We start from the raw sequence: 19672 nt of genomic DNA, 5'->3' as shown, positions 1-19672 counted from the left end.
GACAACACCATGAAATTCCTGCAAATCAAATCATTGACAGGCGCGGCCGCCGTGCTGCTGGCTTGCGCCCTGCTGCCGGCGGCGGCACAGACCTTTCCGGTCAAGCCGGTACGCGCCATCCTGCCGTATTCCGCCGGCAGCGGCCCGGACTCGGTGATGCGCAGCGTCGGTGAAAAGCTCACGCGCGACTGGGGCCAGCAACTGGTGGTGGACAACAAGCCCGGCGCCAACGGCTGGCTGGCGATCGGCGAGACCAAGCGTGCGCAGCCGGACGGCTACACGCTCATGGCCGTGGATTCCACGCACATGACGCTGCAGCCGCACCTCTACAAGCAGCTGCCGTTTGACCCGGCCAAGGATTTTGAACCGGTGGCGCCGCTGTACAAGACAAACTTCTTCATCGTCGTCGGCGCCAACGCCCCGTGGAAAAACGTGACGGAACTGATCGCCGCAGCGAAAGCCAAAGACGGGCACCTGACCTACGGAAGCTGGGGCATAGGCAGCGTGGCCCATGTCGGCACCGCCATGTTTGAGCATTCAACCGGCGCGAAGATGACGCACGTGCCCTTCAAGGAATTCCCCCAGCTTTACACCGCCGTGGCAACCGGCGAGGTGGACTGGGCTTTTGGTACCGCCGCGACTGTCGGCCCCCTGTACAAGGCAAAGAAGGTCAGGCTGCTGGCTTATGCGGGGCACAACCGCATGGCAGGTTATACCGATGTGCCGACGGTGGCTGAATCCGGTGGCCCGGCCGGTTTCGAGTTGCCGACCTGGGTGGCGATGTATGCCCCGAAAGGAACGCCCAAGCCGGTGATTGACCGGATCCAGTCCGGGGTGGCCAAGGCACTGGCGGATGCCGACATCAAGGACAGGCTGGCGAATTTCGGTTTTGAGCCCTGGATTGCGCTACCTTCAGACGTGACGAAGGCCGCTGAAGCCGACAAGCTCCGCTTCGCTGAAATCGTCAAGCGCGCCAGAATCTCTCTCGACTGAGCCCGGGCCAGGTCCTTCCTTTCATCCGGAGACAAAAATGACCACTCAAAATCGCAACATATTGTTTGCAGCGCGCGCGTTGATGGCCCTCATCTTCCTGGTGGCCGGCATGAGAAAGCTGCTGGCGTGGGGCGCCACCGTGGGCTACTTCAACAAGCTCGGCATTCCGCTGCCCGAAATCGCCCTGGCATTGACGGTTGCGCTAGAGATCGGTGGCGGTATCGCGCTTGTGCTGGGTTGGCGGCTGCGGCTTGCAGCTGGCGTCATGGGCGCCTTCACCCTGGCGTCGGCATTGATAGCGCACGCCTTTTGGGCCGCTGAACCGCCGCAGTTCAACGCACAGCTTTTGAGTTTCCTCAAGAACACCGCGATGGCGGGCGGCTTTTTGTTGCTGGCGTATGTCGCAGGAAATCAGAAAGAAGCCTAACCTGAGAAAGGTGTTCAAGACTGGTTCGGGCTGGCCTTGTGCGGTGGGTGTTCCGGACACACGATGCAAATTGTTATCGTTAGTTGAACTCCTGGGTGTCGAGAAAGCCGTGTCTGCTTCGTCGTACAGGTAAGCGGCCTTCAAAGGGCCTGCAAAGGTATTGCCGGCCGTGTTTGGCCGTGCTAAATACCAACCAGCCCAGGAGAATCGCATGACCACCACTTCACACAGCACCGCCGCCACTACTGCCACTACTGCCGACCGCGAGCTTGTACTGACCCGCCATATCGAGGCTCCGCGTGAAAAGATCTTCAAAGCCTGGACCACGCCCGAACTCCTGACGCAATGGTTTGCGCCCAAACCCTGGAGCACGCCGCGCGCGGAGCTCGACGTGCGTCCCGGCGGCGCCAACCTGGTTGTCATGCGCGGCCCCGATGGCACGGACTTTCCCAATCGCGGCGTCTACCTTGAGGTGGTCCCCAACGAGCGGCTGGTTTTCACCGATGCCTACACCGAGGCATGGACGCCATCCGACAAGCCCTTCATGACGGTGGTGCTGACCTTTGAAGAGGAGGCTGGTCCCAACGGTCCTGGGACCCGATACACCGCCCGGGTCATGCACTGGAGCGTTGCCGACCGCGAGGCGCACGAGAAAATGGGTTTTCACGAGGGCTGGGGCCAATGCACGGACCAGCTGGCTGAATTGGTCGGTGCGCCCAAGCCCACGCCCTGAGCATTCCCGCGCTCGGGGCACCGGCGTTCGTGCGGCCGCGACTGGCACCCGCAGAATTTTGTCGCCGCCCGATTTCATCTGAAAATAAGCGCGGGAGGCTGCGTCGCCGGCCCAGGGAGATCAGGATGAGGCTGAAACTAAGGCTGAGCAACTGGCTGCTCATGGGCGGGTTGGCATTCTTGATGCCCGCCATCGCGCAAGACCGGCAAAACTACTTTGATGACCCTTTCCTGCGGGTGAGCTCAGCCATGGCGGCTTGCCCCGTGCCTGCTGGGCCGTCCTTCACGCAAGAGCAACTCCGCGCGGAGGCGCACGTGCGCGCCCAGCATGGCGGCAGCTGCTTTCGATCCGGGCGCTGCCGTTTGCCCAACTCCTATCTTTACGACAAGGAGATCATTCCAAGGGTGGCGATCTATCTCCAGCAGGACGGCCGATTCGGCGACACCAGCGTCTGGGTGCTGGGTGAACGGCGGCTGGTGACCTTGATGGGTTGCGTGCAGTCACAAGAGCAGGCCCTGGCGATGGAGCGTGCCGTGATGCTGGTGGACGATGTCATGGGCGTGGTCAACCACTTGATGGTCGGCACCAGCGGCACACCGAAGTACGGCACGGCGCCGGCGGGTGCAGCTGCGGCCAACTAGCCCCTGTACAGGCAAAAAATGGCAGGCTGCTGGCCCTTGCCGGGCTCAGGTGCATGGCCGGCGGTCCCGGTCGCCCGTTGAGGGGGCGTCCATATACGTGGTGTTAGGCGGGCGCTCATTGCAACGAATAGACCTCGAGGAGATACGGTTCGGCAATTAACAAGTACTTTTGGCACGGCGAAAATGTTGCGATGAACCAGTCGCCAGACAACGTTCTGAACTGAATGGACTCAGCCTTTTCGGGTGATTCGACAGTGATGTTCTGAAAATTGGAGCGCGAATCAAACTGATAAGACAGCTTGAAAGAACCTGATTCGAGAATTGGTTCTTTGTCCGAGACGCCAAAGTGCTCGGGGTGATTGCTCTCGAATTCATAGGGGTTGTCGCGAAGGGTCTCAACGGAAGGTGGGTCTCCGAGGGTGATACGGAAAACTTCGTCGTAATCGAAAACGAACATGACGCCGTCTTCGGGAGGCGTAAAGCCCCTGATGCGTTCAGAAATACGTGGGAGATTGAGCTTATACATGGGGGAAGCCCTTGTAGTGGCACCACGCAAAGTTAAGTCATTGTTTTCAAATGTATTTTCTGCCTTCAAGGCCGATTCCCATCTAGATAAATTGACTGAGAAGCATCGGCAGATGCCCGAGTGTAGATGGGCATCAGCCCACGGCACATCCTCCATTTGGATGACAAATGACGCCAGCGCCGTAGCTGGCAAAGCCTCCGGAGAGCAATAACTCGGTGCATAAAACACCTCAGAGCAGGAAAATCCCGGACTTACTATAATTTCAGTAATTCCTGAAAATTCAATAAGTCCACGCATGAACCTTGCCCCCCTGACCCAGCGTTTTGTCCTGCATTTCGGTGAAATGGGCAGCCGTTGGGGCATCAACCGCACCGTGGGGCAGATATATGCACTCCTTTACGTGTCGCCCCGCGCCCTGAATGCCGATGAAATTGGCGAGGCGCTGGCGTTTTCGCGCTCCAACGTGAGCATGGGGCTGAAGGAGCTGCAGTCGTGGAACCTGGTGCGGTTGCAGCACTTGCCCAATGACAGGCGCGAATATTTCAGTGCGCCTGAAGATGTCTGGGCGATCTTCCGCACCCTGGCCGAGGAACGGCGCAAGCGCGAGATTGACCCGACGCTGTCGATGCTGCGCGATGCGCTGATGGAGCAGCCGGCGAACCAGGACGACATCCATGCCCAGGCGCGCATGAAGCAGATGCACGACTTGATTGAGCTCATGACGGGCTGGCTGGCCGATGTGCAGAAGATGGATTCGGCGACGCTGATAAGCCTGATGAAGATGGGCGCCAAGGTGCAGAAGCTGCTGCAGGTGAAAGACAAGGTGGCCAGCACCGTCAAGGCCGGTTTGACAGGCCGGGCGGCATCAAGCACAGTGGCGGCGAAGTCTGACGGCCCGCCGGGAGCGGTGCAGCCTGCCAACCTTGCCGATAAAAACAGGAGTTGACGATGGATGGACTTGACGCATTTCTTTTGGCCCGGATCCAGTTTGCGGCCAACATCACCTTCCACATCCTGTTTCCCACCATCAGCATTTCGCTGGGCTGGGTATTGCTGTACTTCAAGCTGCGCTTCGTCAAGACGCAGGACCAGTACTGGATGGATGCCTACCAGTTCTGGGTGAAGATTTTTGCGCTGACGTTTGCGCTGGGCGTGGTGAGCGGCATCACCATGAGCTTTCAGTTCGGCACCAACTGGCCCGGCTACATGCAAAAAGTCGGCAACATCGCCGGGCCGCTGCTGGCCTATGAAGTGCTCACGGCTTTCTTCCTGGAGGCCACCATGCTGGGGGTGATGCTGTTTGCGCGTGAGCGCGTCAGCGAAACCATGCACACCATCGCCACGCTGCTGGTGGCCGGCGGCACCACGCTGTCGGCGTTCTGGATCCTGGCGCTCAACTCGTGGATGCAGACGCCGGCCGGCTTTGAAATGATCAACGGGCAGGCGCATGTGACAAGCTGGCTGCAGGTGATTTTCAACCCGTCCTTTCCGTACCGCCTCACACACATGCTGCTGGCCTCCGGGCTGACGGTGTCGTTTCTGGTGGCGGGTATTTCTGCCTACCGCTGGCTGCGCAACGAGCGCGGCGCCGAGGTCATGGCCAGCCTGAAGACCGGCGTGTACCTCGCCGCCATCCTGATTCCGCTGCAGATTGTGGCGGGCGACTTTCACGGCCTGAACACGCTGGAACACCAGCCTGCCAAACTCGCCGCGATGGAAGGCATCTGGAAGACGGAGCGGGGCGTGGCTGCGGTGCTGTTTGCCCTGCCTGATGCCCAAGCCCGGGAAAACCGTTATGAAATTGCCATTCCGAAGCTGGCCTCGCTGTACCTGACGCATTCACTGGACGGCGAAGTCAAGGGACTGGACCAGTTCGAGGGCAAGCATCCGCCGGTGGCGCCGGTGTTCTGGGCGTTCCGCATCATGGTGGGTGTGGGCATGCTGATGCTGGCCGTGAGCTGGGCGACTGTCTACCAGCTTGCGCCGTGGAAGAAAGACCCGGCGCGCACCCTGACCCCCTGGCATGCACGGGTGCTGGTCGCCATGACCTTTGCCGGCTGGGTGGCGTTGGTGGCCGGCTGGTATGTCACCGAGATCGGCCGGCAGCCCTGGCTGGTCACGGGTGTGCTGACGGCGGCCGATGCCGCGTCCAAGGTGCCGGCGCCCCGGATCGCCTTCACCCTGTCGCTTTACCTCACGCTCTATGCCGCGCTGATCGCGGCCTATATCTCGGTGGTGTTTTACCTGGCGCGCCACAAGACCCATGCCGACCGACCGTCTGGCGCCGGCATGGAAGACACCCTCAATCCCGTGAGCTACCCGGAAAAAAAAGAAGGAGCCGCAAATGCTTGATCTTGCCCCTGACCTGACGCAGGCCGCCGGTTGGATGCCGATTGTTTTTCTGGTGGTGATGGGCCTGGCCATGCTGGCCTATGTGGTGCTGGACGGCTACGACCTGGGCGTGGGCGTGCTTATGCGCCGTGCCAGCGACGACGACAAGGACACCATGATCGCCAGCATCGGCCCCTTCTGGGATGCCAATGAAACCTGGCTGGTGCTGGGCGTCGGCATTTTGCTCACGGTGTTCCCGCTGGCGCACGGCGTGATTCTGGGCGCCCTGTATCTGCCGGTAGCGATGATGCTGATCGGGCTCACGCTGCGCGGCGTGGCCTTCGACTTTCGCGTGAAGGCGCACGCGTCCCACAAGCCGCTGTGGAACCGCGTGTTTTACACCGGCTCGCTGCTGGCCAGCTGGTCGCAGGGCTACATGCTGGGCTCGCTGATCACCGGCTTTGCCGCCACCGGCTGGGCCATCGCCTTCAATGCGGTGATCGGGCTGGCCCTGGTGGCGGCCTATTGCCTGCTGGGCGCGGGCTGGCTCATCATCAAGTCGGAGGGTGACCTGCAGCTGCAGGCTGTGCGCTGGGCGCGCCGCAGCCTGCTGTTCACCGTGGCCGGCATTGCCGCCATCTCGATTGCAACACCGCTGGTCAGCCCGAGCATTTTTGCCAAGTGGTTTTCGTTTCCGAACATCGTGCTGCTGTTGCCCATTCCTGCGGCCACCGCCGTGCTGTTTGGGGTGATTTTTCGCAGCCTGCAGCGGCTGCCGGTGCGGCTTGCCCAGCGCAACGAATACGGCGCCTGGGTGCCGTTTGGCGCCACGGTGGGCGTGTTCCTGCTAGCGTTTTACGGGCTGGCCTACAGCCTGTTTCCGTGGCTGGTGATTGACCAGCTGCATATCTGGCAGGCGGCCGCGGCGCCCGAGGCCATGGGCGTGATCCTGCTGGGCGCCGGCGTGGTGTTGCCGTTGATCATCGGCTACACGGTGTTTGCCTACCGTGTGTTCTGGGGCAAGAGCACGGCGCTGAAGTATTGAGCGCAGGAGGGAGCCGACATGGCTGAGAACACGAAGGAAACATGGGGTGCCGGCAATGCCTATGAACAGTGGGTCGGACGCTGGAGCCGCCCGGTGGCGAGAGAGTTTCTCGGATGGCTGAATGTTGAACCCGGCCTGACGTGGGGCGACGTGGGCTGTGGGACGGGCGCTCTTTCGGAATGCATCCTCGAAGGCCATGATCCGGTCGAGGTCCTGGCCGTGGATCGCGCCGAGGGCTTTATTCGCGCCGCACGCGAGCGGGTCAAGGACCCGAGGGTGCAGTTTGACCTTGGCGATGCCCTGGCGCTCACCTGGCCGGCTCAGTCCTGCGACGCCACTGTTTCGGGGCTCGTGCTGAACTTCGTGACAGACCCGAAGGCCATGGCCGCCGAGATGGTGCGGGTGACGCGCCCCGGAGGCGCGGTAGCGGCCTATGTCTGGGACTATCGCGGTGGCATGCAGATGATGCGGCACTTTTGGGATGTGGCGATGCAGATCAATCCGCAGGACTCCAGCGTCGATCAGGCCCAGCGCTTCCCACTCTGCCAGCCTGAACCCCTGGAGATGCTGTTTCGCGAGGCCGGCCTGAATTCGGTGTCCGTGCGCGCCATTGATGTCGCCACAGTTTTTCGGGACTTCGACGACTACTGGACTCCCTTTTTGGGGAAACAGGGCGCCGCGCCCACTTACCTCGCGGGCCTGGACGCTGGCACCCGTGTTCGCATACGCGACACATTAAAGGCGCGGCTTGTTGCGGCCGCCGACGGTTCAATCACCCTGACTGCGCGGGCCTGGGCGGTGCAGGGAAAAATCCCGCCTGACAAGCCGTTGCAGTAGCTGGCAATAGCCGGCGCTTCGCTGCCTCTGCTCTATTGCGTATTGCGGTCAGCTCAGCCGCCGTGGTCCAGCGTGAAGCCGGCGTTGCGGTCCTGCCTGAGCAGCGCCACCATCTGGGGCAGGGCGGCTTGCAGTTCCGCCTTGAGCGTATGCGGCGGGTTGATCACAAACATGCCGCTGGCGGGCAAGCCCGGTCGTATGACTTCTCCCTCGGTACCGGTGGTCAATTTGCTCGATTTCACCGTCAACGTGGCGTTCAGCCAGCTTCGCCCGGCCTTGACCGCCAGCGTCTTGAGCTTTCGCGGCAAATCGTGCGCTTCGGGTCGCGGGATGATGGGGTACCAGACCACATAGGTACCCGTGGCGAAGCGCTTGACCGCATCGGCCATGCAGGCGCTCACGCGCGCGTAATCGCTTTTCATCTCATAGCTGGGGTCGCACAGCACCATGGCGCGCCGTGCCGGTGGCGGCAAAAAGGTTTTCAGGGCTTCGAAACCGTCTTCGCGGGCCACGGCCACCTGCCGGCCGACGCCCAGCTGCTCGATGTTGCCGGCCAGCGACTTGTAATCGGTGGGATGCAGCTCAAACAGCTTGAGCTTGTCGCGCCCGCTCAGGAATTGCTGTTCGATAAACGGGGAGCCGGGGTAAATTTTCAGGTGGGCCGGATCGCCGGTCTGGGCAAACTGGGGATTCAGGCCGCGCAGCAGCTCCAGGTAGTCGTGCAGGGCGGGCGCCCAGGCGCCCGTGGCGGTGGTTTTGGCTGCAGCGGCGGGTTGCGGGTGTTCGGCCGACGGCTTGGCTGGTGCTGCTTTTTTTGTGGCTGGCGAGCCAGGTTGCGCTTTGGTGGAAGGCGGGTTTTCACCCGAAAGAAGCTTGAAAATGCCTTCCTGGGCCTCCCCGCTGGTCTCGGTGTAGTCACCGTCGAGCCGGTACAGACCGGCGCCGGCATGGGTGTCAATCACGGTCAGCGCCGTGTCTTTCTGGGTCAAGTACTTCATCAACGCGATCAGCGTGGTGTGCTTGAGCACGTCGGCGTGGTTGCCTGCGTGAAAGGCGTGGCGATAGGAAAACATGGGTCTATCCTACCTTCTCGCGGGCCAAATGCGAGGGTGGATTGACGTAAGCCCTTGATTTTTCATATAATCCAAGGCTCTGCAGCGCACACGTGGTTCCGCGGCAGAGTTGCGTGATGCTTCATGGGAGGCCTGCCTCCTTCAGAATTTCGCGCAAATGACCACCTAAGAGGTTCTCATCAGAAGAACACCGACCGTGGAAAAGAACCCGCCAAACCAACTCGAAAAGAGAAAACTCATGAAAACGTTCAGCGCCAAACCCGCTGACGTGACGCACGAGTGGTTTGTGATTGACGCGACCGACAAGGTCCTCGGACGAGTAGCCAGCGAAGTTGCTCTCCGTTTGCGCGGCAAACACAAGGCCATTTATACGCCTCACGTCGATACCGGTGACTTCATCGTCATCATCAACGCAGCCCAGCTGCGCGTCACCGGCGCCAAGTCGACTGACAAGATTTACTATCGCCATTCCGGTTATCCAGGCGGCATCACTGCCACCAATTTCCGCGACATGCAAGCCAAGCACCCCGGCCGCGCTTTGGAAAAAGCCGTCAAGGGCATGCTGCCCAAGGGCCCGCTCGGCTACGCCATGATCAAGAAACTCAAGGTGTACGGTGGTGCAGAGCACCCGCATACCGCCCAACAGCCTAAAGTGCTGGACATCTAAGGAGCCATTGATGATTGGTGAATGGAACAATGGCACCGGCCGTCGCAAATCCAGCGTCGCCCGCGTGTTTATCAAAAAAGGCACCGGCAAGATCACGATCAATGACCGTGACATCCAGGTGTTCTTCGGTCGTGAAACCTCGATCATGATCTGCCGCCAGCCCCTGTTTCTGACGAACCACGTCGAGACGTTTGACATCATGGTCAACGTCCACGGCGGTGGTGAGTCCGGCCAGGCCGGCGCAGTCCGCCACGGCATTACCCGTGCGCTGATTGACTATGACGCAACACTCAAGCCGGCCCTGAGCCAGGCTGGGTTTGTCACGCGTGATGCACGTGAAGTCGAGCGTAAAAAGGTCGGTTTCCGTTCGGCTCGCCGCCGCAAGCAGTTCAGCAAGCGTTAATCCGCTTTCCCTGCCCGAAAAAAGCCGCCATGGTTCGCCTGGCGGCTTTTTTCATGGGCTTTTTCATGGGTCTTCTCATGGGTTTCCGGGGCTGTGGGGCCCCTTTGGCAAACCCCTTGCAACTCCTTGCAACCCTTTGATGCAATCCCTTACGTTGCCTTCCGCACAGAGGCCGGGCCGGGCCCTGTCTGCGTGCACAATGCAGCCTCCCGAACCCAAAACGCTGGACCTGCCCTTTGAAATTCCGCCTGTTTCGCCGTCGCCTGACCATCAGTTCGCCGCGCATGGCCATCCGCAGCTCGCTTCCATGGCCCCTGCGCTGGATCGCCGGCGCCCTGATGCTGGGATTTTCCGCCGCCATCGCCTTGTGGGCCTTTGAGTTTGGCAAGAGTATTGCGGGGCTGGACACCAACGCCAAGCAGGAGCTGAGCCTGCTGCGGCAGGAAGTCGCCAGCCTGCGCTCGGACCGCGACAAGGCGCAGTCGGTTGCCAACACTTCCGGCAGCCTGTTGACGGCCGAGAAGGCGCTGCAGGAGAAAATGATGAGCCAGATCCGCCAGCTGGAATCGGACAACCGGGCGCTGCGCGATGACCTCGGGTTTTTCGAGAAGCTGTTGCCTTCGGGCGGCGCCGAAGTGGCCTCGCTGCGCAGCCTGCAGGCCGAGGTGTTGTCGGAGACCCAGCTCAAATGGCAGGTGCTGGTCATTCAGCCGATCAAGAATGCCCCGGTTTTCAATGGCAGGCTCGACCTGACAGTGAACGGCACACAGGCCGGAAAGCCCTGGACCATGGCCTTGCCTGGTGGCCCGCAGGCTTTACAGTTCAAACAGTACCGCCGCGTGGAGGGCGTCCTCGACTTGCCCCCCCAGGCCGTGGTAAAAACAGTGACCGCCAAAGTGCTTGAAGGCACGACAGTCCGCTCGGTTCAGACCTTCAAGCTCTAACCTCCCGCTCTGTCCACACCCCGCCCACCATCCCGCCCCCGCCTCCAGGAAGCTATATGTTCGGTAAAAAGAAACAGCCCCCCATCAGAAGCCTGATTGCCCAGGGCAGCTGCATTGAAGGCAGCCTCAAGTTCACCGACGGCCTGCGGATCGATGGCGAAGTGATTGGCGACATTCGTGCCAATGAAGGCAGCCCCAGTATTCTGGTGATCAGCGAGTCGGCCGTGGTGACCGGGCTGGTCCAGGCCGACCACGTGATCATCAATGGCCGCGTGGTGGGGCCCGTTCATGCCTGCGAATTGCTGGAACTCCAGCCCAAGGCCAAAATTGAAGGAAGTGTGTCCTACAAGGCACTTGAAATGCACCAGGGCGCCGTCATTTTTGGACAATTGCGGCCCACAACGCTCCAGCAGCTGGAAGAAAAATCACCCTTGAAGCTGGCCGCCAGTAACTCCCCCTCAATCCCGGCGGTGAGCGCTAACTAATTGATGCCTGGGTGGTGCGCTGTCCCGAGGCTCCTGCTTAGACGTATGAGTCCTATGGTTGATCGATTTGCTGTACTATTTGTTTGTTGAGACCAGAATTACGGAGTTTCCATGAGCGCAGTTGCTGAAAATATCCAGACCGAGATGCCCGCCCCCTTTGTCTTTACCGACAGCGCGGCCGCCAAGGTCGCCGAGCTGATCGCCGAAGAGGGCAATCCAGACCTGAAATTGCGCGTATTTGTGCAGGGTGGGGGCTGTTCCGGTTTTCAGTACGGTTTCACCTTTGATGAGATCACCAACGAAGACGACACCACCATGACCAAAAATGGCGTGTCGCTGCTGATCGACGCCATGAGCTACCAGTACCTGGTCGGCGCCGAAATCGACTACAAGGACGACCTTGAAGGCGCGCAGTTCGTGATCAAGAACCCGAACGCGACCAGCACCTGTGGTTGCGGTTCCAGTTTTTCCGCCTGAGCCGTCCGCTCTCCTCACATATTGAGATTAAAAAAAGCCGCCTTCGGGCGGCTTTTTGCTTTTGTGCAATCTCCGGCGACGGCGACGGCGATGGCCTCGCCCTGACCCATTGCGTGTGCCGTGTGGAGTTCAGGCCGGGTAGACGGCGCCCAGCACCCGCGGGCCTGCGGCGCCTGTCGCGCTGGCGAGGTTGCCGGGCTGCCTTTCGACGGCCTGGCGGGCCAGCCAGGCAAAAGCGGCTGCCTCGACCTGCAGGGGCGGCAGGCCATGGGCCGCCGAGGAGCTCACGTTCAGGGACGGCAAGCCGGCCTGCAGGCGCTGCATGAGGTGACGGTTGAAAGCGCCGCCGCCGCACACAATCAGCTCCTTGCTGTCTTTCCCGTAGCTGGTCACACCGGCGATACAGGCGCTGGCCGTGAATTCGGTCAAGGTGTTCTGGATGTCTTCGGGGCGTTCTGCGGCGAATGGCCGCAGTTTTTCCGCCAGCCACGCCAGGCTGAAAAGGTCTCTGCCCGTGCTTTTGGGAGGAGCCTGCCCAAAATAGGGTTCGTCCAGCAGGCTGGCCAGCAGCCCGGAGAGCAGTTTGCCGCTGGCCGCCCAGGCGCCACCGTCGTCAAACGGCTGACCGGTGTGCTGCAGGCACCACGCATCGATCAGCGCATTGCCCGGCCCGCAGTCAAAGCCCAGCACAGGTGCCTCGCAGTCGCGGGGTAGCACGCTGAGGTTGGAGATGCCACCGATGTTCAGTACGGTGACGGTGCTGTCCGCCCTGCCAAAAATACGCTGGTGAAAGGCGGGAACCAGCGGCGCTCCCTGGCCACCGGCGGCCACGTCGCGGCTGCGAAAGTCCGCCACCACGTCCAGCCCGGTGAGCTCGGCCAGCAGGGCCGGGTTGTTGAGCTGGAGCGTGTAGCCCGCCCCCTCGGCATCCAGCGACGTTCTCTGCGGCTGGTGCCTGACGGTCTGTCCATGCGCACCAATGGCGCCAATGTGCACGGGCGCGATGCCTTGTGCGCCGGCCTCGATCAACAGGGTCTTGACCACCCTGGCGTAGAGCGCGGCCAGCTGGTTTGCCGCGAGCGCCGCACGGTGCAGTTCATTGTGGGTGGGTGTGTTCAGCGCCAGCAATTCCGCCCGGAAGCTGTCGGCAAAGGGCTCGGTGACCGCCGCCACGACGCGCGGTTGGTCGCCGGAGAAGTCCACCAGCACCCCGTCCGCGCCGTCAAGTGAGGTGCCCGACATCAGGCCAATGTAGTAGTCCAGCATGCGGCTATTTTGCCGCAGGGAGCGAGCGGGGTAGCGTTACTTGCAGGTCATTTGAGCCTCGGCCCCAAATTTTCGCAAACCGGCCCGAGAAAAATTAGCCATTTCGGGGATGGAGAGCTACACGAAGTGAGCAAGCATGGGGGTCTTAGAAGTGGTAGCTCTCCAGCCCAGCAGGGGCCGCGGAACCGGCTTGGCCGGGCCGCAGGCGCAGCGGCCCCCTCGGGGGGCAGCGCATTACACGCAGTGAAAAGCGTGGGGGCCTTTATTCCGCGCGAGTCTGCGAAATGGTGGCAGCAGCAAGAAGCTGGTTTCTGACGCCGTCTGCCAGCTGCCTGAACGCCGGCAGGGCCGCGGTGGAGACGGGGATGGTTTCGCTCTGCTTGGCAATCGTCATCGGGTCCTGCTGGGCGCCGTTGACGCGGAACTCGAAGTGCAGGTGCGGGCCGGTGGCCCAGCCGGTTGAGCCGACCAGGCCAATGGTCTGGCCCTGGCTGACGCTCTGGCCGCGCTGTACCGAGATCTTGCTCAGGTGCGCGTACACGGTTTCGTGGTTGTTGCGGTGCCGGATGAAAACCACGTTGCCGTAGCCGTTCTGTACGCCGGCAAACTCCACCACCCCGTCGCCCACGGTTCGTGCGGGCGTGCCCGTGGTGGCGGCAAAGTCGGTGCCCAGGTGCGCGCGCCATTTCTGCAGGATGGGGTGAAAGCGCATGGAAAAGCCGCTGCTGATGCGGGAAAATTCCACCGGGGAGCTCAGGTAGGCGCGGCGCAGGCTCTGGCCGTCCAGCGTGTAATAGCCGCCCTTGTTTGGTGCGCCCGCGGCATTTTGACCCGGGGGCTGGAACCACATGGCCTGGTAGGCCTTGCCGGCGTTGACAAACTCGGCCGACAGCACGCGGCCGGTGCGAAGCGCCTCGCCGTCGGCTTCCAGGGTTTCGTAGACCACGTTGAAGCGGTCGCCCTTGCGCAGCGCGCGGCGGAAATCGATGTCGCCCGAGAAAATCTCGGCCATCTGCACGGCCACGCCGTCGGGAATGTGGGCTTCGTCGGTGGCGGCAAACAGCGAGGTGTGGATGCTGCCGCTGGCCAGCCGTGCCGAACTGGTGTAGGGCGCGGTTTCTATGCGGGAGCTGAAGCCGGTGGGGGTGCGTTCGATCACGATCCGCTTGAACATCGTCTCGTCGTCGGTGGGCCAGCGCATGCTGAGCTTCTGCAGTTGCTGGCTGTCGCTGGCTTCGGCCGTTACATTTTTGCCGGTGCGGCCTGCCAGGATCACCTGGGCGTTGGCGTCGCTGCGCAAAAAGGCTGCCGCGGCTGGGTCATTGATGCCCAGGCGCTTGAGCAGGGTGTCGGCGGTGTCGCTGCTGCGCGTGCCTTCGGTGCGAAAAAGGTTGAAGCGGAAGTCGCCCAGCGCGTCGGTCTGGGCTTGCGTAGGCAGGGGTTGCACCGCCTCCAGCACCTGGTAAACCGGCAAATCGGCGGCATCGGGTGCCAGGGGCGCGACACCGAACGCGGTCACCCCGGTGCCGAGCAGCAACACGGCAAGGCTGCCGGTGACTCGTTTGGGGTGGCGGCGAAGGCTGTTCGCGAGGGATGTCAGGATATGGGAGGGGGCGGGCAGGCGCAAAACGAAAATTCCCAACTAAAGTGCACCCAAGGCGCCATAACCCGAGGTTGGTGCGCCTGACTGCGATATAAGGTGATCGGTGACGGGCCCGCACTGCTGATGTGAGGGTCCGGCGTCACCGGACTTAAAACGTTTCTGATCCTGATCAGCAAATTGCGGGCCAACTAAAATGGCGGCTTGATGCAGGAGAGCACGAATTATATCTGTCGGATAAAGCCCCCGCATGTGAAAACCCCTTATGAATCAAGAACTTGTTACAAATCTCCCCCTGTCTGACGGTGTCAGGACGGCCCTGGCCGTTTCCCTGCGCGGATGCGAAGAACTGATTCCACAGGACGAATGGGTCAAAAAACTGGTCCGCAGCGAGGCTACCGGCGTGCCGCTGCGCATCAAACTGGGGCTGGACCCGACCGCACCTGACATTCATGTCGGACATACGGTGGTTTTGAACAAAATGCGGCAGCTCCAGGATTTGGGCCACTCGGTGATTTTCCTGATTGGCGACTTCACCACCATGATCGGCGACCCCTCAGGCCGCAACAGCACCCGGCCGCCGCTGACCCGCGAGCAGATCGAGGTCAACGCCCAGACTTACTACCGGCAGGCCAGCCTGGTGCTGGACCCGGCCAGGACCGAAATTCGCTACAACAGCGAATGGAGCGACCCACTGGGTGCCCGCGGCATGGTCCAGCTGGCCTCGCGCTACACCGTGGCCCGCATGATGGAGCGCAACGATTTCCACGACCGCTTCAAGGGCGGCCAGTCGATCAGCGTTCACGAGTTTTTATACCCGCTGATGCAGGGCTATGACTCGGTGGCGCTCAAGTCCGACCTGGAACTCGGCGGCACCGACCAGAAGTTCAACCTGCTGATGGGCCGCCACCTGCAGGTCGAGTATGGCCAGGAGCCCCAGTGCGTCCTGACCATGCCGCTGCTCGAGGGGCTCGATGGCATCGAGAAGATGTCCAAGAGCAAGAACAACTACATCGGTATTTCTGAAGATCCCAACACCATGTTTGCCAAGGTGCTGAGCATTTCCGATGTGCTGATGTGGCGCTGGTACACCCTGCTGTCGTTCAGGAGCGAAGCCGAAATTGCGGCGCTCAGGGCCGAGGTCGAAGCCGGCCGCAACCCCAAGGACGCCAAGGTGGCACTGGCCAAGGAAATCACCGCCCGCTTCCACAGCGCGGCAGCCGCCGATGCGGCCGAGCAGGATTTCATCAACCGCAGCAAGGGCGGCATCCCCGACGAGATCCCCGAGGTGTCGCTGTCAGGCGCGCCCCTGGGCATTGGCGCCCTGCTCAAGGCCGCCGGCCTGGCGCCTTCCGGCAGCGAGGCCAACCGCCTGATTGACGGCGGCGGCGTGCGTGTGGACTCCAGCGTGGTCAGTGACAAGGCCCTGAAGCTGGGCGCCGGAACCTATGTGCTGCAGGTGGGCAAGCGCAAGTTTGCGCGGGTGACGCTGGCCTGAATGGCAAGGGCAAGGGACGCGCCGCGCAGTAGGCCTTCGCATTCCGACTCGACTACTTCGCGCCAGCCTTTTCCAGCATCTTCACCATCTCGCCGTAGTCGCGCGACCGGGCCAGCTGCAAGGGCGTGTTGCCCTGCCGGTCCGTCAGCTGCAGGTTGGCCCCGGCGTCTATCAAAGCCTTTAGCGTGGCCTGGTGGCGGGCGCCGCCATTGCCCAGCACGATGGATTCGATCACGGCCGTCCAGTGCAGGTTGTTCACATGGTCCAGCGGCGCGCCGGCGGCAATCAGCTGCCGGACCACCCCGTCATGCCCCAGATGGGCGGCGGCGATCAGTGCGGTGCCGTCATAACGGCTGGTCACCTGCTTCGCGCTGGCGCCCAGGGCCAGCAGCACGCGCAGCGTTTCCTCGTCATCGGCGACCGAGGCAATCGTCACGCCATCGTAGACGTCGTGGTCCAGCAGGTTAATGTGGGCGCCTGCCTTGACGAGCGCGCGAATCGCGCCCTGCTGCCTCGCAAAGGTGGCGACGTGCAGCGGTGTGCGGCCATTGCCATCCCGGGCATCGAGATCGGCTTTGGCCGAGGCAAGCTTGTCAATGCGGGCCACATCGCCCTGGTGGGCGGCGGCGTGCAGGCCCCTGTAGTGCGCGACTTCGGTGGCGCTCGGGGCCACCTGAGCCGCCGCAGGCGCGCTCGCCAGGGCGCCGAGCCCGCAGGCAGCGGCCAGCGCCAGGGCGTTCAGGAGCAGTCCGGCAGGGCGTCGGTTCATGCTGGCGCTCCGGTGCTTATTTCAGCAGGTCCTTGACCTTGTCCAGCGCGGCCACGGCGCACTGTTCGTCGAGGTTGCCGGCGGGCGCACCACCGATGCCGACGGCGCCTATGACTTCATTGCCGACCTTGACCGGCACGCCGCCGCCCAGCAGCAGGAAGCCGGGGATGTCACCGAGATTGGCCGCGCCGGGGTTCTTTTGCGAAACCTCCATCATGGCCTGGGTGTTGTTTTTGGCCGAGGCCGAGGTGAACGCCTTTTGCAGGCTGGCGCCCAGCGTGTGCGGGCCGGCATTGTCGGCGCGCTGGACGGCGCGCACGGTGCCCGCGCGATCCACCACCGTGGCGGCAACCGCATAACCGTTGGCAGCGCAGGCGGCCACGCTGGCGGCGGCAATCTGGGTGGCCAACTCGAGGGACATGTTTTTTTCGGTCCGTACGGCCTGGGCGCCGGCCGCGGTGGCCGCGAGGGACAGGGCCAGAGCGGAAGCCTTGATGATGTTGCGCATGGTGTTCTCCAGAAAGTAGTTGTTGGAAACGGTTCAAAAACCGTTCAAGGCGGTTCGATCAACCGTGGGAGAACTTTAAGAAATGGCCGCTGTTTTGCCCATTCGTAGGGTTACGCGCCAGGCTCCGTAGAAATACTGCCCCCACGGTCCTTCGCTTCGCGTAACTCCCTGCCCCCCGAGGGGGCCGCCCGCCTGCGGCCCGGCGAAGCCGGTTCCGCGGCTTGGACTGGCTTTCGGTGAATACCTATCGACCGTCGGCTTCGTCTGCCAGCGTCGCATACTGCCGGATCAGCTGCGCCAGTGACTCGGCTTCCAGCTTGGCAAACAGGTTGGCGCGGTGGGTTTCCACGGTGCGCGGCGACACATCCAGCGCCCGGCCGATTTCCTTGTTGGTCAGGCCGGCGACGATCAGGCCCAGCACTTCGCGTTCGCGCTCCGACAGCTGCGCAAAGCGTTCCTGCGCCTGCCGGTCGGTCTGGCGCCGCTCACGCGACTTCACATGCTGGCGTACCGCGTTTTGCAGCGCTTCCAGCAGTTGCTCGTCATTGACCGGTTTTTCCAGGAATTCAGCCGCGCCGGACTTGAAGGCGCGGCGGCACATGTCCACCGTGCCGTGCCCGGTCAGCATGATCACTGGTTGGTCCACGCCCTGTGCCATGAGCGTGTCCAGCACGGCCAGGCCGCTGATGCCGGGCATGCGCACGTCGAGCACGATGGCGCCAATGCCCTGGCGGTCAAAGCCGCTGATGAAGGCCTGCGGGTCGCTCCAGCTTTGCACCCGCAGGCCGACCGTGCTGATCAGCAGCGCGAGGCTGCTGCGTACCGCCTCGTCGTCATCGATCAGGTGAATCAGGGGCGACAGCAGGGCCCCCACCGTTTTCCCGTCGTGCGGTCCGTTGCTTCTTTCCCTTTCCCGGGGAAGGGCCGGCTTCCCGCCGGGCGGCGTTCCGGGAGGGGCTGAACGTTCTTTCATGGTGTGACCGCCAGGGGCAAAGACAGACTGAACACGGCCCCGCGCGGTGCGTTGTGCGCCGCCGCCAGGCTGCCGCCCATGCTGGTAGCCAGCGTTTCGCACAGGCTCAGCCCCAGCCCCAGCCCGAGGCCGGTGTCGCGTGTGGTGAAGAAGGGCTCGAAAATGCGCGGCAGCACGTCGCCTGCCATTCCCGGTCCGCAGTCGGTGATGGTCACCACCCCTTGCCTGTCGGCCGAGCGCAGCGTCACATTGAGCTGGCGTTCACCGGCAGGCACCTGCTCCAGCGCCTGCAGGGCATTCATCAGCAGGTTGTGGATGATCTGTTCCAGCGCCACCGGCTCGGCCAGTACCGTGACGGGGGCGGACGGCATCTCCAGTTGTGGCGTCACCTCGCGGCGCTTGAATTCGGGCTCCAGCAGGTACAGCGCATTGCGCACCGCGCCCTGCAGCACCACCCGCTGCGCCGGCGCAGCCAGACCGGGGCGTTCTACCGCGCGCCGCAGCCGGCCCACCACGTCCGCCGCACGGCGGGCCTGCTCCACGGCCTGGGCCATGGCGGCGCGGGCACTGTCCAGCTCGGGCGGGTTGTCGTTGAGCAGCCGGCCGGCGGCCTGGGTGTTGGCGAGCAGGGCGGTCAGCGGCTGGTTCAGCTCGTGGGCCATGCCGGCTGCGAGTTCTCCCAGCGTGTTCAGCCGCCCCACCTGGCCCAGCCGCAGCAGCTCCTCGGCGCGCCGGCGTGCGGTTCGCTGGCGCAGCAGGGCAAGCCAGGCCACCAGCACGGCGGCCACCAGCAGGGCCCAGGCCAGCATCCAGCCCCACGGCAGCTCGCCCCAGCCGACCTGGCGCAGGGCCACCACATCAAATGGCTGGCTCTCGGCGGCCAGGTGTTTGTGAAATTCAAAGCGCCAGCCGCCCGCCTGGTCATGGCCCGGCTGCAGCACAAAAATCTGCCCCTGATGCTCCAGCGTGACGCGCACCGGGCTGGTGTCGGGAGCCATGGGCCATTCGCTCCAGGGCACCACGGCACGCAAGTCCAGTTGCAATGCGTAGCTTGTGGGCTCGGCCGCCAGCACCAGCTGGTAGCGGCCGCGGGCAAGGTCCGCCTCCGCCAGCACCGGCCTGCGCAGGGCCCGCGACAGGGTCGCCGCATTGCGCAGGCGTTCATCCGGCCAGATGGCCTCGCGGTCCTGACGATGCACGCCGATGATCTGCGGGTAGACCGAAGGCAGGCGCTGCTCGGGCCGGGATGCGTCGGCCGCGGGCTGCAGCAGCGCCAGCGTGGCCATGACGGCGTCGTGCTGCACCACGCGCTGGCTCAGCAGGCGGTGCGCGATGCGTGCGTCGGTTTCAAAGTTGTCGCGCAGCTGGGCCAGCTCCAGGCGCGCCAGCGCCACGCAGCCCAGCGCCGTGATGGCGCACCAGAGCAGGGCCCAGACCAGCCAACGTTGTCGCACTTGGAGCATCGCCGCATTCTTG

At 63.0% G+C, this 19672-nt stretch carries 22 protein-coding genes; 14 read left to right on the top strand and 8 right to left on the bottom strand.

The features are described 5' to 3' along the window. Window positions 1-9 precede the first annotated feature (9 nt). The 4 genes from AC1DUB_RS06470 (at window position 10) to AC1DUB_RS06455 (ending at window position 2794) form a co-directional block, all read left to right on the top strand. The gene (locus tag AC1DUB_RS06470) at window positions 10-993 is read left to right on the top strand and encodes a Bug family tripartite tricarboxylate transporter substrate binding protein (protein WP_477728808.1); all 984 of its coding nucleotides are present in this window, start codon (window positions 10-12) and stop codon (window positions 991-993) included. Window positions 994-1030: 37 nt separating this feature from the next. Beyond that, on the top strand, window positions 1031-1420 hold the full coding sequence (locus AC1DUB_RS06465) for a DoxX family protein (RefSeq protein ID WP_477728807.1): 390 nt from the start codon (window positions 1031-1033) through the stop codon (window positions 1418-1420). 211 nt (window positions 1421-1631) lie between these two features. Next, window positions 1632-2153: an SRPBCC family protein gene (locus tag AC1DUB_RS06460; protein WP_477728806.1), complete on the top strand. Its 522-nt coding sequence runs from the start codon at window positions 1632-1634 to the stop codon at window positions 2151-2153. A gap of 125 nt (window positions 2154-2278) precedes the next feature. Continuing rightward, window positions 2279-2794 (top strand): BON domain-containing protein, encoded by a 516-nt coding sequence (locus AC1DUB_RS06455; protein WP_477728805.1) that lies wholly within the window; start codon window positions 2279-2281, stop codon window positions 2792-2794. A 115-nt stretch (window positions 2795-2909) separates the two neighbouring features. Here AC1DUB_RS06455 and AC1DUB_RS06450 read toward each other — a convergent pair whose 3' ends face one another. Beyond that, the gene (locus AC1DUB_RS06450) at window positions 2910-3617 is read right to left on the bottom strand and encodes a hypothetical protein (protein ID WP_477728804.1); all 708 of its coding nucleotides are present in this window, start codon (window positions 3615-3617) and stop codon (window positions 2910-2912) included. On the opposite strand from AC1DUB_RS06450, the gene AC1DUB_RS06445 reads away from it, so the two are divergent. The 4 genes from AC1DUB_RS06445 to AC1DUB_RS06430 are packed head-to-tail and all read left to right on the top strand — an operon-like array spanning window position 3616 to window position 7533. Then, a complete protein-coding gene (locus AC1DUB_RS06445; RefSeq protein WP_477728803.1) occupies window positions 3616-4266 on the top strand; it encodes a GbsR/MarR family transcriptional regulator in 651 nt (216 codons plus the stop codon). The genes AC1DUB_RS06450 and AC1DUB_RS06445 overlap by 2 nt on opposite strands. A gap of 2 nt (window positions 4267-4268) precedes the next feature. Then, window positions 4269-5672 carry a cytochrome ubiquinol oxidase subunit I gene (locus tag AC1DUB_RS06440; RefSeq protein WP_477728802.1) on the top strand — a complete coding sequence of 468 codons (1404 nt, stop codon included), beginning with the start codon at window positions 4269-4271 and terminating at the stop codon, window positions 5670-5672. After that, entirely contained in the window at window positions 5665-6696 is a 1032-nt protein-coding gene (locus AC1DUB_RS06435) for a cytochrome d ubiquinol oxidase subunit II (protein ID WP_477728801.1), read from the top strand. The genes AC1DUB_RS06440 and AC1DUB_RS06435 overlap by 8 nt, the downstream gene beginning before the upstream one ends. An 18-nt stretch (window positions 6697-6714) precedes the next feature. Further along, on the top strand, window positions 6715-7533 hold the full coding sequence (locus tag AC1DUB_RS06430; RefSeq protein ID WP_477728800.1) for a class I SAM-dependent methyltransferase: 819 nt from the start codon (window positions 6715-6717) through the stop codon (window positions 7531-7533). Window positions 7534-7586: 53 nt separating this feature from the next. Here the strand turns inward: AC1DUB_RS06430 and AC1DUB_RS06425 are convergent, their stop codons facing one another. Then, window positions 7587-8606: a 23S rRNA (adenine(2030)-N(6))-methyltransferase RlmJ gene (locus tag AC1DUB_RS06425; protein ID WP_477728799.1), complete on the bottom strand. Its 1020-nt coding sequence runs from the start codon at window positions 8604-8606 to the stop codon at window positions 7587-7589. 238 nt (window positions 8607-8844) lie between these two features. Between AC1DUB_RS06425 and rplM the strand changes: the two genes are divergently transcribed. The 5 genes from rplM to erpA all read left to right on the top strand — a co-directional run bounded on the left by rplM (window position 8845) and on the right by erpA (window position 11582). After that, window positions 8845-9273, top strand: coding sequence for a 50S ribosomal protein L13 (gene rplM, locus AC1DUB_RS06420; protein WP_007867557.1), 429 nt, complete (start codon window positions 8845-8847; stop codon window positions 9271-9273). A gap of 10 nt (window positions 9274-9283) precedes the next feature. Next, window positions 9284-9676, top strand: coding sequence for a 30S ribosomal protein S9 (rpsI, locus tag AC1DUB_RS06415; protein WP_007867568.1), 393 nt, complete (start codon window positions 9284-9286; stop codon window positions 9674-9676). A 236-nt stretch (window positions 9677-9912) separates the two neighbouring features. Further along, window positions 9913-10620, top strand: coding sequence for a DUF6776 family protein (locus AC1DUB_RS06410; RefSeq protein WP_477728798.1), 708 nt, complete (start codon window positions 9913-9915; stop codon window positions 10618-10620). A 56-nt stretch (window positions 10621-10676) separates the two neighbouring features. Next, window positions 10677-11105, top strand: a complete 429-nt coding sequence (locus AC1DUB_RS06405; protein ID WP_477720120.1) for a bactofilin family protein — start codon at window positions 10677-10679, stop codon at window positions 11103-11105. 111 nt (window positions 11106-11216) lie between these two features. Then, a complete protein-coding gene (erpA, locus tag AC1DUB_RS06400) occupies window positions 11217-11582 on the top strand; it encodes an iron-sulfur cluster insertion protein ErpA (RefSeq protein ID WP_068836098.1) in 366 nt (121 codons plus the stop codon). Between the two features lie 129 nt (window positions 11583-11711). Here erpA and AC1DUB_RS06395 read toward each other — a convergent pair whose 3' ends face one another. Further along, window positions 11712-12848: an anhydro-N-acetylmuramic acid kinase gene (locus AC1DUB_RS06395; protein WP_477728797.1), complete on the bottom strand. Its 1137-nt coding sequence runs from the start codon at window positions 12846-12848 to the stop codon at window positions 11712-11714. A gap of 262 nt (window positions 12849-13110) precedes the next feature. Beyond that, complete coding sequence (locus tag AC1DUB_RS06390; protein ID WP_477728796.1) at window positions 13111-14490, bottom strand: peptidoglycan DD-metalloendopeptidase family protein; 1380 nt, start codon at window positions 14488-14490, stop codon at window positions 13111-13113. A 223-nt stretch (window positions 14491-14713) separates the two neighbouring features. Here AC1DUB_RS06390 and tyrS point away from each other — a divergent pair, with 223 nt between their 5' ends. Then, a complete protein-coding gene (gene tyrS, locus AC1DUB_RS06385) occupies window positions 14714-15946 on the top strand; it encodes a tyrosine--tRNA ligase (protein WP_477728795.1) in 1233 nt (410 codons plus the stop codon). A 52-nt stretch (window positions 15947-15998) separates the two neighbouring features. Here the strand turns inward: tyrS and AC1DUB_RS06380 are convergent, their stop codons facing one another. The 4 genes from AC1DUB_RS06380 to AC1DUB_RS06365 form a co-directional block, all read right to left on the bottom strand. Beyond that, a complete protein-coding gene (locus AC1DUB_RS06380) occupies window positions 15999-16715 on the bottom strand; it encodes an ankyrin repeat domain-containing protein (RefSeq protein ID WP_477720114.1) in 717 nt (238 codons plus the stop codon). 16 nt (window positions 16716-16731) lie between these two features. Next, window positions 16732-17223, bottom strand: coding sequence for a GlcG/HbpS family heme-binding protein (locus tag AC1DUB_RS06375; protein WP_477728794.1), 492 nt, complete (start codon window positions 17221-17223; stop codon window positions 16732-16734). 244 nt (window positions 17224-17467) lie between these two features. After that, window positions 17468-18196, bottom strand: a complete 729-nt coding sequence (locus tag AC1DUB_RS06370) for a response regulator transcription factor (protein WP_477720112.1) — start codon at window positions 18194-18196, stop codon at window positions 17468-17470. Continuing rightward, complete coding sequence (locus tag AC1DUB_RS06365; protein WP_477728793.1) at window positions 18193-19659, bottom strand: sensor histidine kinase; 1467 nt, start codon at window positions 19657-19659, stop codon at window positions 18193-18195. Before AC1DUB_RS06365 ends, AC1DUB_RS06370 begins: the two co-directional genes overlap by 4 nt. Between the last annotated feature and the right edge of the window lie 13 nt (window positions 19660-19672).

This window comes from Polaromonas sp. P4_F9 (assembly GCF_056401235.1).
This window is presented reverse-complemented; position numbering and strand designations above follow the sequence as displayed.